General features: G+C 62.7%; 9 protein-coding genes, 1 tRNA gene and 2 rRNA genes (1 of these 12 cut by a window edge). 6 read left to right on the forward strand and 6 right to left on the reverse strand.

The window, feature by feature from the left end; translation table 11 throughout:
* The 3 genes from RSP45_RS11050 to RSP45_RS11060 form a co-directional block, all read left to right on the forward strand.
* Positions 1-1,857, forward strand: a 23S ribosomal RNA gene (locus tag RSP45_RS11050); it begins 973 nt to the left of the window's first position.
* A gap of 87 nt (positions 1,858-1,944) precedes the next feature.
* Positions 1,945-2,059, forward strand: a 5S ribosomal RNA gene (gene rrf, locus RSP45_RS11055).
* An 89-nt stretch (positions 2,060-2,148) separates the two neighbouring features.
* Positions 2,149-2,225, forward strand: a tRNA-Met gene (locus tag RSP45_RS11060).
* Here the strand turns inward: RSP45_RS11060 and RSP45_RS11065 are convergent.
* From RSP45_RS11065 to RSP45_RS11090, 6 genes are all read right to left on the reverse strand, one after another.
* Complete coding sequence (locus tag RSP45_RS11065) at positions 2,182-3,939, reverse strand: recombinase family protein (protein ID WP_415394052.1); 1,758 nt, start codon at positions 3,937-3,939, stop codon at positions 2,182-2,184. The two genes, RSP45_RS11060 and RSP45_RS11065, sit on opposite strands and share 44 nt — an antisense overlap.
* 578 nt (positions 3,940-4,517) lie before the next feature.
* Positions 4,518-5,312, reverse strand: a complete 795-nt coding sequence (gene istB / locus RSP45_RS11070; protein WP_072464014.1) for an IS21-like element helper ATPase IstB — start codon at positions 5,310-5,312, stop codon at positions 4,518-4,520.
* Positions 5,302-6,834: an IS21 family transposase gene (gene istA, locus RSP45_RS11075; RefSeq protein ID WP_083539302.1), complete on the reverse strand. Its 1,533-nt coding sequence runs from the start codon at positions 6,832-6,834 to the stop codon at positions 5,302-5,304. Before istA ends, istB begins: the two co-directional genes overlap by 11 nt.
* Positions 6,835-6,979: 145 nt before the next feature.
* Complete coding sequence (locus RSP45_RS11080) at positions 6,980-7,843, reverse strand: abortive infection family protein (protein WP_143794790.1); 864 nt, start codon at positions 7,841-7,843, stop codon at positions 6,980-6,982.
* A complete protein-coding gene (locus tag RSP45_RS11085) occupies positions 7,840-8,082 on the reverse strand; it encodes a hypothetical protein (protein WP_058098288.1) in 243 nt (80 codons plus the stop codon). The genes RSP45_RS11080 and RSP45_RS11085 overlap by 4 nt, the downstream gene beginning before the upstream one ends.
* 9 nt (positions 8,083-8,091) lie before the next feature.
* Positions 8,092-8,808: an SOS response-associated peptidase gene (locus tag RSP45_RS11090; RefSeq protein WP_255471297.1), complete on the reverse strand. Its 717-nt coding sequence runs from the start codon at positions 8,806-8,808 to the stop codon at positions 8,092-8,094.
* A gap of 112 nt (positions 8,809-8,920) precedes the next feature.
* Here RSP45_RS11090 and RSP45_RS11095 point away from each other — a divergent pair, with 112 nt between their 5' ends.
* Genes RSP45_RS11095 through RSP45_RS11105 form a run of 3 tightly spaced genes read left to right on the forward strand, consistent with a single transcriptional unit; the run spans position 8,921 to position 14,389 of the window.
* Positions 8,921-9,682, forward strand: coding sequence for an ImuA family protein (locus tag RSP45_RS11095; protein ID WP_058098286.1), 762 nt, complete (start codon positions 8,921-8,923; stop codon positions 9,680-9,682).
* Between the two features lie 43 nt (positions 9,683-9,725).
* Entirely contained in the window at positions 9,726-11,120 is a 1,395-nt protein-coding gene (locus tag RSP45_RS11100) for a Y-family DNA polymerase (protein WP_415391990.1), read from the forward strand.
* Positions 11,117-14,389, forward strand: coding sequence for an error-prone DNA polymerase (locus RSP45_RS11105; RefSeq protein WP_143794788.1), 3,273 nt, complete (start codon positions 11,117-11,119; stop codon positions 14,387-14,389). The genes RSP45_RS11100 and RSP45_RS11105 overlap by 4 nt, the downstream gene beginning before the upstream one ends.
* The last annotated feature ends 71 nt before the right edge of the window (positions 14,390-14,460 follow it).

Genomic DNA, 14,460 nt, shown 5'->3' on the forward strand with positions numbered 1-14,460 from the left:
GGTGCTAACGTCCGTCGTGGAGAGGGAAACAACCCTGACCAACAGCTAAGGCCCCCAATTCGTGGCTAAGTGGGAAAGCATGTGGGATTTCCAAAACAACCAGGAGGTTGGCTTAGAAGCAGCCATCCTTTAAAGATAGCGTAACAGCTCACTGGTCTAGACAAGAGATCCTGCGGCGAAGATGTAACGGGGCTCAAGCCACGAGCCGAAGCTTTGGGTGCACGTATGTGCGCGGTAGCGGAGCGTTCTGTGATATGGAACGCTGCCTCTTCAGCATCGCAAGATGCTGCGGAGGCAATGTTCTGACTGTGAAGCCGGGCTGTAAGGCATCCGGTGGAGTGATCAGAAGCGAGAATGTTGACATGAGTAGCGACAAACAGGGTGAGAGACCCTGTCGCCGAAAGTCCAAGGGTTCCTGCTTAAAGCTAATCTGAGCAGGGTAAGCCGGCCCCTAAGGCGAGGCCGAAAGGCGTAGTCGATGGGAACCAGGTTAATATTCCTGGGCCAGGAGATGGTGACGGATCCTCAGGGTTGTTCGATCTTAACGGATTGATCGGGCAGCTGCGGGGTCCCTGGAAATAGCCCTCCATGAGACCGTACCCGAAACCGACACAGGTGGACTGGTAGAGAATACCAAGGCGCTTGAGAGAACCACGTTTAAGGAACTCGGCAAAATACCTCCGTAAGTTCGCGAGAAGGAGGCCCGGTTGTCGCGCAAGCGGTGGCCGGGGGCACAAACCAGGGGGTGGCGACTGTTTACTTAAAACACAGGGCTGTGCGAAGCCGCAAGGCGACGTATACAGTCTGACGCCTGCCCGGTGCCGGAAGGTTAAAAGGAGGGGTGCAAGCCCTGAATTGAAGCCCCGGTAAACGGCGGCCGTAACTATAACGGTCCTAAGGTAGCGAAATTCCTTGTCGGGTAAGTTCCGACCTGCACGAATGGCGTAACGATCTCCCCGCTGTCTCAAACGTGGACTCAGCGAAATTGAACTGTGTGTGAAGATGCACACTTCCCGCGGTTAGACGGAAAGACCCCATGCACCTTTACTATAGCTTCGCACTGGCATCAGGATTGTGATGTGCAGGATAGGTGGTAGGCTTTGAAACCGGGACGCCAGTTCCGGCGGAGCCTCCCTTGAGATACCACCCTTCGCACTCTTGATGTCTAACCGCGGTCCGTTATCCGGATCCGGGACCCTGCGTGGTGGGTAGTTTGACTGGGGCGGTCGCCTCCCAAAGAGTAACGGAGGCGCGCGAAGGTTGGCTCAGAGCGGTCGGAAATCGCTCGTTGAGTGCAATGGCAGAAGCCAGCCTGACTGCAAGACTGACAAGTCGAGCAGAGTCGAAAGACGGCCATAGTGATCCGGTGGTCCCGAGTGGAAGGGCCATCGCTCAACGGATAAAAGGTACGCTGGGGATAACAGGCTGATGATGCCCAAGAGTCCATATCGACGGCATCGTTTGGCACCTCGATGTCGGCTCATCTCATCCTGGGGCTGGAGCAGGTCCCAAGGGTACGGCTGTTCGCCGTTTAAAGAGGTACGTGAGCTGGGTTTAGAACGTCGTGAGACAGTTCGGTCCCTATCTGCCGTGGGTGTAGGATACTTGAGAGGAGTTGCCCCTAGTACGAGAGGACCGGGGTGAACGTTCCACTGGTGGACCTGTTGTCGTGCCAACGGCACAGCAGGGTAGCTATGAACGGACAGGATAAACGCTGAAGGCATCTAAGCGTGAAGCCCCCCTCAAAACAAGGTATCCCTTGAGAGCCGTGGAAGACCACCACGTCGATAGGCCAGAGGTGTAAGCGCAGCAATGCGTTCAGCTGACTGGTACTAATGGCTCGATTGGCTTGATTTGATCCGGAAGAAGACAGTCCGTCTTCTCCAAAGCATCCTTGGACAACACCTGCCCCGAAAGGGGCAACGCTGAGCGTTTCTTCCCCGGTCTGGTGGCCATAGCACGAGCGAAACACCCGATCCCATCCCGAACTCGGCCGTTAAGCGCCGTCGCGCCAATGGTACTGCGTCTCAAGACGTGGGAGAGTAGGTCACCGCCAGACCTGGAAAGAAACGCAAGTCTCTCTGAAACGATGACCACACCCCCGCAGCCCAGATCCAGCGGGGACCGCTGCACAAACGCAGCAACAGTCGCGGGGTAGAGCAGCCCGGTAGCTCGTCAGGCTCATAACCTGAAGGCCGCAGGTTCAAATCCTGCCCCCGCAACCAACGATAATTGCGAAACCTCCGCTGACCCCGTCGCGGAGGTTTTTGCATTTGTGCCCCCATTCCGCAGCGATCGTCTGTTGCGTCCTCCCGCAACCAACGATCCCGGCGAAAGCAGATTGTCCAGAGCCTCGGCCTCTGCAAGGAAGTCAGGGTTCTTCTTTCCTGCCGCAAAGCGCAGGATCGCGCCGAGGTCGCCGCGCAGCACGATTGCCAGTTCGCCGTTATCCGGCATGAGCGTGATCTGATCGACCAGCGAGCGGAAGGTTTCGGCGGCACGGGCGCGGCCGTCCTCGTCTTGCAGATTCTCATAGAGCTGCCCGATCCGCTGCGCATAGAGTGCCGCCATGTTCGGATGTAGCAGCGGAGGGGGCTCATCGGCATTGGCCAGTTTCTCAGCCAGTTCAGCCTTCCGGGCTTCAAGTCCAGTCATCTTCTCCTTCATTGAGGGGTGATACATGCCGTCGGTGATCGCCTCGATGATCTGAGAAATCTGCCTGCCGACTTTGTCCAATTCGCGCCGCGCAACCTCAAGGTCGGCACCACGCTCCATCCGCAACCGGTTCACCTCCCTGGTGAACTCGTCGCAGAACTCCCTGAACAGCGCAGGGTCCATCAGATGCTTGCGCAGCCCGTTCAGGATCGACGCTTCGAGGGCATCACGTCGGATGTTGAGCCGGTTGTCGCAAGTGCCCTTGTTGCGCGCAGTCGCGCAGCCGAGCAGGTCCTTGGAGATCATCGTATAGCCGCCCCCGCAGCAGCCGCATTTGACGAGGCCGGCAAAGAGATGCTTCGGGCGGCGCCGGTCGTTCAGGGGATTGGGACTGGTCTCGACCACATCATAGGCAAGGCGGCTCTGCCGTGCCTTGACGGCATCCCAGATGTCTTGGTCGATGAGGCGCAGGTCAGGCACCTCATGGACGACCCATTCGCATTCCGGGTTCAGGCGGGATACGCGCCGGCCGGTGTCGGGATCCTTGATATAGCGCAGCCGGTTCCAGACCAGCTTGCCGACATAAAGCTCGTTGTTCAGGATGCCGGTGCCGCGCTTCGGGTTGCCGTGGATTGTCGATGGCCCCCATTCGCTGCCTTGCGGCCCCGGTATGCCATCGCGGTTCAGGGACATGGCGATGGTGCGCGATGATTTCCCGTCGAGATAATCCGCAAAAATGCGGCGCACGATCCCGGCTTCGGCCTCGTTGATGGTCCGGTCGCCCCGGACAGCTTCCCCACGATCATCGAACCTCTTCACCACATCATAGCCGTAGCAGAGTCCGCCGCCGGATTTGCCATCCTCGACCCGACCGCGCAGCCCACGGCGGGTCTTGTCGGCCAGATCCTTCAGGAACAGCGCATTCATCGTGCCCTTCAACCCGACATGCAGATGGGTGATCTCGCCCTCGGACAGGGTGAACATCTTCACGTCGGCATAGGTCATGCGCTTGAAGATGCCGGCGATATCCTCCTGGTCGCGCGACAGCCGGTCCATCGCCTCGGCCATGATCATGTCGAAGCGACCGCGCAGGGAATCGGAGATCAGGGACTGGACGCCCGGTCGCAGGATCATGCTGGCGCCGGAGATGGCGTGATCAGTATATTCCTCGACGACGGTCCAGCCTTCCTTTTCGGCGCGCAGGCGACACATGCGCAGCTGATCGGTGATCGAGGCGTCACGCTGGTTGTCGGACGAGTAGCGGGCGTAGAGCGCGACCTTCATGCGGACACCTCAGTCTGGGAGGCGGCCGCCCGCCAATCGGGCCGTCTCCTGTTGGACGAAATCGCCCGCAGCCTGCCGGGCGAGTTGCCGGACGAGATCGGCGAGGCGGGGGTCGGGGTTGCGGGTGCCAGCAACGCGCGCAACGGCTTCATCGGTGGTCTCGGTGACCAGCCGAAGCTTCGATGCGGTGGTTTGTCGTTGCCGTGCCATTCCCGTGCCGATCCCTGAAGAGCCTGCACAGAGACTACGCAGCATTTCCAATGCATTACAGAGAAGCGCCCGGCGGCGTTCGGCGGGGAATGGAGGGCTGGGTCGGGCATTGGCGTAGTCCTGAGCAGCATGGCGTCGCAAAAATACTGGCGCGACGATGTGCGAATTTGCGGCTCGCCAGGAGATTTGAACATCTGCTCGCACAGCGCGACGTTCCAGCCATGTCCTGAGGTCAGTCTAATGCGGGCAGGGGGCAGCTGCAATACTTGGCTGGGTCGACAGTTGGACCAGGTGGCTGTTGATTTTCACCCAGAACTGAGCCGGGTTTTCCATCGAGAATTGAGCCACCTCTGACTATGGATTGAGGGTCAAGCTGGGGTCAAGGCATGTGACGTCCCCTCCTTTTTCTGGGCTGCTGCGGCTGAACTGGCCTTGAAGCGGAAGCTGTCGTTTCCGGTCTCCAGGATGTGGCAGCGATGAGTAAGCCGGTCGAGCAGCGCGGTGGTCATCTTGGCATCGCCGAAGACCGTCGCCCATTCGCTGAAGCTGAGATTGGTGGTGATAACGACGCTGGTGCGTTCGTAAAGCTTGCTCAGCAGATGGAAGAGCAATGCACCGCCGGAGGCGCTGAAGGGCAGGTATCCCAGTTCGTCGAGGATCACGAGGTCGAGGCGGGTCAGGCTTTCGGCGACCTGCCCGGCCTTGCCCCTGGCTTTCTCCTGTTCGAGGGTGTTGACCAGTTCTATGGTCGAGAAGAAGCGAACCTTTCGGCGGTGATGCTCGATGGCTTGGATGCCGAGTGCGGTCGCGACATGGGTCTTGCCGGTGCCCGGCCCGCCGATCAGCACGATATTTTCGGCGCCGCTCATGAACTCGCAGCGGTGCAACTGGCGCACCGTCGCCTCATTCACCTCGCTGGCCGAGAAGTCGAAGCCCGCCAGATCCTTGTAGGCAGGGAAACGCGCGGCTTTCATGTGATAGGCGATGGAACGGACTTCACGCTCAGCCAATTCGGCCTTCAGCAGCTGCGACAAGATCGGGATGGCGGCTTCAAAGGCCGGGGCGCCTTGCTCGATCAGATCAGTGACAGCCTGCGCCATGCCATGCATCTTCAGGCTGCGAAGCATGATGACGATGGCGCCGCTGGCGGGATCATGACGCATGGCGGCCTCCGGCGATTTGGGTGCGCAACCCGTCATAGCGCTCGACATTGGCCTTGGGCTCACGGCGCAGGGCCAGCGCGTGTGGCGTATCCAGCGGCGGTCCCCCCACCACCTTGCCGTCGACCAGCCGGTGCAGCAGGTTCAGGACATGGGTCTTGGTGGGCACGCCCTCGGCCAGGGCCAGTTCCACGGCGGTGAGCACGGCTTGCTCATCGTGATGGAGCACGAGAGCGAGGACATCGACCATCTCGCGATCACCACCGGGCTTGCGTAACATGTGCTCCTGCAACTGCCGGAAAGCCGGCGGCAATTCCAGGAAGGGCGCGCCATTCCGAAGCGCCCCGGGCTTGCGTTGCACGACCGCCAGGTAATGTCGCCAGTCATAGATCGTTCGCGGTGGTAGCTGGTGGCTGCGCTCGATGATCCGCCGGTGTTCGCACAGGATGTTGCCCTCGGCCGCCACGACCAGCCGGTCCGGATAAATCCGCAGGCTGACAGGCCGGTTCGCAAAGGGTGCCGGAACGCTGTAGCGATTGCGCTCGAAGCTGATCAGGCAGGTGGGCGAGACGCGCTTGCTCTGCTCGACGAAGCCATCAAAGGCTGTGGGCAACGGCATCAAGCTCGCCCGCTCCTCGCCCCAGACATCGGCGATCGAGCCCGGCAAGGTGCCGTGTGCCGTCTCGCGCCACAGGTCCTGACAGCGCTGCTCCAGCCAGACATTCAGCGCGGCAAGGTCGGGAAAGTCCGGCATCGCTTGCAAGATCTGGTGGCGGGAATCCCGGACGTTCTTCTCGACCTGCCCCTTCTCCCACCCTGCCGCCGGATTGCAGAATTCCGGCTCAAAGACATAATGGTTTGCCATCGCGAGGAAGCGGATGTTGATCTGCCGTTCCTTGCCGCGGCCGACGCGATCCACCGCCGTCCGCATATTGTCGTAGATCCCGCGACCGGGCACACCGCCGAAGACGCGGAAGCCATGCCAATGGGCATCGAACAGCATCTCGTGTGTCTGCAAGAGATAGGCGCGAACCAGAAAGGCGCGGCTGTGCGCCAGCTTGATATGGGCCATCTGCAGCTTCGTGCGCTCGCCGCCCAGAACGGCAAAGTCCTCGCTCCAGTCGAACTGGAAGGCTTCGCCTGGGCGGAAAGACAGCGGAACGAAGGTTCCGCGCCCCGTGGTCTGCTGCTCACGCTGCCGATCTGCCCGCCATTGCCGTGCAAAGGCTGCAACCCGGCCGTAAGAGCCGGTGAAGCCGAGCGCCTCAAGATCGGCATGCAATTGCTTCAGCGTCCGCCGCTGCTTGCGCGACTTCCCGGCCTCGGTCTTCAGCCAGCCGGCCAGCTTCTCGGCGAAGGGGTCAAGCTTGCTCGGCCGCTCCGGCGTGGCAAAGGTCGGCTCGATCGTGCCCGCCGCAAGATGCTTCGTCACGGTATTCCGTGACAGTCCCGTGCGCCGCGCAATCTCGCGGATCGACAGATTCTGCCGCAAATGCATTCGTCGGATGATGTTCAAAAGTCCCATGTGGATCACTCCGTTGCCCCCGCCGCTCACTGCGTTGGGGAAAGGTTCACATGGCTCAATTCTCAGTGAAAATTATGCGCCTACCCGGCTCAGTTCTGGGTGAAAATCAACACAGGTGGCCTGACCCCGAGCAAGAAGGGCAATTCTAGAACGGAATCTCGTTGTCCGAAGTGGTGTTTGCTGAGTCCCGGTCGGCCTCGATCCGTTCGATGAAGGAAAGCGATGCCAATACGCAATCGACGATGAACCGCGCCTCCGAAACAGCAAGGAGGTCGTTGTCATGCGCGAAAGAGCGCTTGTTGCGCGCGTCATTGAGACCTTCAAAGAGCTTATGCTGAACGCGCAGGGTCGGTAGTGCAAATTGGCTCACTACACCTTCATCTCGCACCGCTTTGCCATATGCACCGAAAATGGCGTGTAGTGGTGTCGATGGATCGCACGGCATACCTCGATCCGCTAGCAGTGCACGGAACCGCTTCACGCAGTATGTGTGTATGCGATCGAGTGCCACATCAGGCTTGTTGCCGATCAGATCCCCAGCGATCGACGCTCGTAGCTTGGGCAAAGTCGTATCGCTCGAGAAGTCCTTGAACGCCTCGTCCAGATTAAGCGATGAGGAGTTCTCCAACTCGTTGGTGAACTGTTCGAGCCACATCTTGAGTCGCGTCTCCTGATCGGAATTGTCTTCCACGAAACCGTCCAGGCTACAACGATAGTCCCATAGTGCGCGAAGGACGCGAGCAACGAGGCGTGGCTCGGCGACCTCGATAAAACCCCTCAGCGTCTTGCCCTTGCTATCGCCCTCGATCTGATAACGTTCGTCAAAAATATTGAAATCGAAGAATTCTTCAAACCATTCACCCATGGTCCGGTCAGAGAAATTCAGAACGTAGCCACCACCACTGTGAAATATCTGGTCGAAGGTGATTCTGTGCTGCGGCGTCAGCCGGCGTGTTCGACCGAGTATTTCCGGTTGCTTATTGGGATCTGGAGCGGTGCTTTGCATCATTCCTCAAGATAGTCCGAGGGGTACAGGTCGCGCAACTTCGAGAGGGCACGTACCGCCGCTTGACATCTCGAACTCGACCGAAGCTGCGCTAGGTTAGGAGCGACCGGCTTGCCCCGCAACTCCGGCTTGTCGCGCTGCTCGACCGAGGCATAGAACGCATCCATATCCACATGGATGATCTTGCCGATATTCCTGTCTGGCTCGGCGGCCTCCCCGATCTGTTCTCCCGATCCCGACATGCTTCGTCGTCAACCTGTCGGAGTTGCCGGTTTTTCGATACCTTCCAGCCGATCGGCGGGCAAAGGTCGTTGCAGGGCCTTCGCCTCGCGCCAGTCGGCCGTCAGCCAGACCTCCACCTCGTCGGAATTGGTCAGGATCACTGGCATTGCCTTGGGATGGATCGGCTTCACCACTTCGTTGGCATCAGTGGTGAGGAAAGCGAAGAGTTCATGTTCGCCCGGTCTCGGCGTGCGGTTCGATCCGCGCGTCCCTTCCCATCGGGTCCAGATCCCGGCGAAGAAGAACAGGGGCTGCGCCTGGTCGAGCGCGAACCAGTAGAGTGGTTTGCGCTTCGTCACCGGATCAGGCACCTGCCCGTATTCCGAGAACGCCGTCGCCGGGACGACGCAACGGTGCTCAACCCCGAGCCACTGTTGCCAGTGCCGTATCCAGGTCTTGCGAACATTGGTGACGCCGGTGTCAGGCGCGTCCGGGGTCTTCAGATGCTCGACCGGCGTGGGCATTCCCCATGTAAGGCGAGCAAGCTCCAGCCCGCCATCGGTTTTGCGCACGACCGGCGCGGGCCGGTCGGGATAGACGTCGAGGATCGGTTCCAGATTGCCGATACTGTCGTGGGTGAGCGCCACGAAATCCCGGATCGCCTGCTGGTTGGTGGTCAGATTGTAGAGATTGCACAAACCCGCTTCTCCGATTTTGCGGCCATCATACGCCAGAAGTTCCGGCAAGGCTTCCGATCACATCTTACGAGACTCAGATTGACTCCCGCCGCGCACCAGAACAAACAAAGAACATAACGACAGGATTTGCCCTTGAGAAGATCCGGAGCCTGCCTTCCAGATGCACGAGCTCGCCATCAGTCCAGCCATTGCGGCCCTTCGTGTGCGAATCGCGCAGCTTGAAGGTGATGGCGCTCGCGCGCGGGAAGTGCTGCCCTTCGGCGTTCCGTCTCTGGACCGCAAACTGCCCGGTGGTGGGTTGGCTCTTGGCTGTCTGCATGAGGTTGCGGGCGGCGGCAACGGCGCCGTGGACGGCGCGGCGGCGGCCTGTTTCGTGGCCGGGATCGCCGCGCGGACCCAAGGCAAGGTGCTGTGGTGCGTCGCCCAGCAGGATCTGTTCGCGCCGGGCCTGGAACAGGCCGGCCTGCCGCCCGATCGCGTCATCCATGTCGAGGCCGGCGATGACAAGTCGGTCCTGGCCTGCATGGAGGAAGGCCTGCGGCACGGTGGGCTGGGCGCGGTGGTCGCCGATATTGCCCGGCTGCCGATGACCGCCTCGCGGCGGCTGCACCTGGCCGCCAAGGAAAGCGGCACCATCGGCCTCGCCCTGCGCCGCTGGCGGCGGCAGGCCGAGGCCAGCGATTTCGGCCAGCCGACGGCGGCGATGACCCGCTGGCGGATCTCGGTGCTGCCGTCCCGGCCTTTGCCCGTGCCCGGCGTCGGTCGCGCGCGCTGGCTGATCGAACTGATCCGGGCGCGGGCGGGAGAATCCCTCGATATCGAACTGGAGGCGTGCGATGGCTCGGGTCATCTCGGTCTTCCTGCCGACATGGCCGACAGACCGGCTGCGGCGGAAGGCCGGCGACACAGCGCCGCCAGTTGAGGTGCCGCTCATCATTGCAGGACGTGATCGTAACCGCCGTATCGTGACGGCGGTCGACGCGACCGCGCAGGCGCTCGGCCTGCGGGTCGGCATGCCCGTCACCAAGGCGCAGGCGCTGGTGCCGGGACTGGTGATTGAACCCGCCGACCCAAAAGCCGATGCCGAAAGCTTGGAGCGCCTCGCGCTCTGGGTGTTGCAACGGATCGCGCCGATTGTGGCGGTCGATCCGCCGGACGGGATCGTGATCGACTCTACCGGCGCGGATCATCTGCATGGCGGCGATGCGGCGATGCTCGATGCGCTGATCGGGCGGCTCACCTTGTCGGGTGTGTCTGCACGGGCCGCCATTGCCGACACCTGGGGCGCGGCCCATGCGCTGGCGCGCTATGGGTCCAATCCGGTGCTGATCGCCATGCCGGGGGCCAGCATCGACATGCTCGCGCCGCTGCCGCTGGAGGCTCTACGGCTGTCGCCCGCGATCCCGGCTGGCCTGCGCGATCTGGGGTTTTCCCGGATCGGCGATCTGATCGGCCAGCCCCGCGCGCCCCTGACGCTGCGCTTCGGGCCGGAACTGTCCCGTCGGCTGGATCAGGCCCTGGGCAACAGCGCCGAACCCATCGAGCCGCTGCGCCCCGAGGACATGATCGAGGCGCGGCGCAGCTTTGCCGAACCCATCGCCGCCGCTGAGACCATCGCCCGCTATATTGGAAAGCTGGTCGCAACGCTCTGCGAGGCGCTGGAGACCCGCGGCCTCGGCGTGCGCCGCCTCGACCTGCTCTGCCACCGGATAGACAGCCGTGTCGAGACCGTCCGCATCGGCCTCGCGCGGCCGGTGCGCGACCCTCAGCGCCTGACCCGGCTGCTCTGCGACAAGATCGAGACCATCGACCCCGGCCTCGGCATCGAGATCATGACGCTGACGGCCACGCTGGCGGAACCCATGACCGAGCGCCAGGCCGTGAGCCACCTGATCGAGGCGCCCGAGCCTGACCTGTCAGGCCTGATCGACACGCTCGCCAACCGGGTCGGCGCCCGCGCGATTTATCGCTTCGCGCCGGTGGCCAGCGATGTGCCCGAGCGATCCGTCTGCCGCATTCCGGCCCTGGCGGAAGAGACCGGCGCGGGCTGGCCCGATCACTGGCCGCGCCCCTCGCGGCTGTTGCCCCGTCCCGAGCCGATCGAGACCATGGCGCTGCTGCCCGACCATCCGCCGAACTGGATCTCGTGGCGCGGCGTGCGGCGGCGGGTGCGCCGGGCCGATGGCCCCGAGCGGGTCTTCGGGGAATGGTGGAAGCGCGATGCCGAGCTGGTCGCGGTGCGGGATTATTTCCGCATCGAGGATGACGCTGGCGAACGCTTCTGGATCTTCCGCGCCGGTGACGGCGAGGATGTCGCCACCGGATCGCATCGCTGGTTCCTGCACGGGGTTTTCGGATGAATGCGCCCCGCTATGCCGAATTGCAGGTCACCACGCAGTTTTCCTTTCTGCGCGGGGCCTCTTCGGCCGAGGAATTGTTCGCGACGGCGGCGGCGATGGGGATCGAGGCGCTGGCGGTGGTGGATCGCAATTCGCTGGCGGGCATCGTTCGCGCCCATGAGGCGGCGAAGGCAACCGGCATCCGGCTGATCGTTGGCTGCCGCCTCGATCTCGCCTGCGGCATGTCGGTGCTGGTCTATCCGACCGACCGAGCGGCCTATGCCCGGCTCTGCCGGCTGCTGACGCTTGGCAAGGGCCGGGCCGGCAAGGGCAAGTGCCACCTGGAATGGGCCGATCTCACCGCCTATGGCGAAGGGCTGATCGCGGTGCTGGTGCCGGATGATGCCGATGAATACTGCGGGTTCCGATTGCGCCGTTTGCGCGATGCCTTCGGCGACCGGGCCTATCTGGCGCTGACCCTGCGCCGCAGGCCCAACGACCAGATGCGGCTCTGGGAGCTTTCGCAACTGGCGCAGCGGATCGGCGTGCCGACCGTCGTGACCAATGACGTGCTGTTCCACGAGCCTGGCCGGAGGATGCTGCAGGATGTGGTCACTGCGATCCGCCACAACACCACCATCGACCAGCTGGGCTTTCGCCGTGAGCGTCATGCCGACCGCTATCTCAAGCCGCCCGCCGAGATGCGCCGGCTCTTCGCCCGCTGGCCCGAGGCGCTGGCCCGCACCATCGAGATCGCCGACCGTTGCCGCTTCAGCCTGGATGAGCTGCGTTATCAATATCCGGAGGAACGCGACGATCCCGCACTGACCCCGCAGGAAACACTGGTGCGGATGACCTGGCAGGGCGCGGCCAACCGCTACCCCGAGGGCGTGCCGGATGAGGTGACGGCGGCGTTGCGCCATGAGCTGACCCTGATCGGCAAGCTCGATTACGCGCCCTATTTCCTGACCGTGAACAGTATCGTCCGCTTTGCCCGGTCGCGCGGCATTCTCTGTCAGGGGCGGGGATCGGCGGCGAACAGCGCCGTCTGCTATGTTCTCGGCATCACCGCCATCGACCCCGGCCGCAACGATCTGCTGTTCGAGCGCTTCGTCTCCGAGGAACGCCGCGAACCGCCGGATATCGACGTCGATTTCGAGCACGAACGCCGTGAGGAAGTCATCCAATGGGTCTATGAGAACTATGGCCGTGACCGGGCCGCGCTGACCGCCACCGTGACCCGCTATCGCTCCAAGGGCGCGCTGCGCGATGTCGGCAAGGCCATGGGGCTGCCCGAGGATCTGATCCAGACACTCTCCGGCCAGCTCTGGGGCTGGTCCGAGACCGGTGTCAACGATCAGCAGCTTCGTGAGTTGAACCTCAACCCGGAGGATCGGCGTTTGCGCCTGACCCTTGATCTGGCCGCCCAGCTTCGCGGGGCGCCGCGGCATTTGTCGCAACATCCCGGCGGCTTTGTCCTGACCCATGACCGGCTGGACGAGTTGGTGCCGATCGAACCCGCCGCCATGGCGGATCGCCAGATCATCGAATGGGACAAGGACGACATCGACGCCTTGCGCTTCATGAAGGTGGATGTGCTGGCGCTGGGGATGCTGACCTGCATGCGCAAGGGGCTGGATCTGATCGTGGAACACAAGGGCATCGCCCTTGATCTGGCGACGATCCCGGCCGAAGATCCGCGCACCTATGCGATGATCCGCAAGGCGGACACGCTGGGAACCTTCCAGATCGAAAGCCGGGCGCAGATGTCCATGCTGCCGCGCCTGAAGCCGCGCACCTATTACGATCTGGTGGTGCAGGTCGCCATCGTCCGGCCTGGCCCGATCCAGGGCGATATGGTCCATCCCTATCTGCGCCGCCGCGAGGGGTTGGAAGAGGTCGATTATCCGACACCCGAACTGGAGAAGGTGCTGGGCAAGACCCTCGGCGTGCCGCTGTTTCAGGAACAGGCGATGCGCGTCGCCATTGAATGCGCGGGCTTCACCCCCGGTGAGGCCGATATGCTAAGGAAGAGCATGGCCACATTCAAGCACACCGGCGGCGTCTCGAAATTCCGCGACAAGCTGATCTCGGGCATGGTTGCCAAGGGCTATGAACAGGACTTTGCCGAACGCACCTTCCGGCAGTTGGAGGGCTTCGGCTCCTACGGCTTTCCCGAAAGCCATGCGGCAAGTTTCGCGCTGATCGCCTATGCCTCGGCCTGGCTGAAATGCTGGCATCCCGATGCCTTCTGCGCCGCGCTACTGAACAGCCAGCCGATGGGATTCTATGCCCCGGCCCAGATCGTGCGCGATGCGCGCGACCATGGCGTCGAGTTGCGCCCGATCTGCGCCAATGCCTCCCGCTGGGATTGCACGCTGGAGCCGACCGGCAACGAGGCGCGCTTTGCGGTTCGGCTTGGCCTGCGCATGGTCAAGGGGCTTGCCAATGCCCATGCGGCGGCGATTGTCGCCGCCCGTGCCGATCAGCCATTTGCCTCGGTCGAGGATCTCTGGCGGCGGGCCGGGGTTCCGGTCGCCGCATTGGTCCACATTGCCGAGGCCGACGGTTTCCGCCCGCCCTTCGGCCTCGCGCGCTGCGAAGCGCTTTGGGCGATCAAGGGGTTGCGCGACGAGGAACTGCCGCTGTTTGCGGCAGCCTCGGCACGCGAGGGCCTGACGGTTTCAGAGATATCGGAGCCGTCCATCGCCCTGCGGCCGATGGCGGCTGGCGGCGAGGTGGTCGCGGATTACAGCCATACCGGCCTGTCGCTGCGCCGCCATCCGGTTGCCTTCCTGCGCGAGGCTCTGCGCAAGCGCCGCATGGTCTCCTGCGCCGAGGCGATGGGCGCGCGCGACTGCCGCTGGCTGGAGACGGCGGGGATCGTCCTCGTCCGCCAGCGGCCTGGTTCGGCCAAGGGCGTCATGTTCATCACGATCGAGGACGAGACCGGCATCACCAATCTCGTGGTCTGGCAGAAGGTCTTCGCGCAGTATTGGCGTGTGATCCTCTCATCGAGCATGATTGCCGTCAGGGGGCGCGTTCAGCGCGAGGGCGAGGTCGTGCATCTCGTTGTCCATCGGATCGTCGATCTGTCGCGGGATTTGGCCAGCGTTGGGCAACGCGACGTGGCGGCCCTCCTGCCGGATGGCAGAGGAAGCGAACTCCACCAAGAATCTCCGACGCCTGATCTGCGCGGTCAGCCACCGAAGGGGCTGCGGGCGTGCAGTATGGCTGTGCCCGACCCGCACGTCGACGCGATCAGGGTAAAGACGCGGGATTTTCGGTAATGGTCGGAACCTTTACGACACCCAGCAACCTCGCATTGACCGCAGTTGCAGAAAACGAAATCGGCTCTTTG

The organism is Paracoccus sp. SJTW-4 (genome assembly GCF_047716885.1).
GTDB classification, from domain to species: domain Bacteria; phylum Pseudomonadota; class Alphaproteobacteria; order Rhodobacterales; family Rhodobacteraceae; genus Paracoccus; species Paracoccus solventivorans.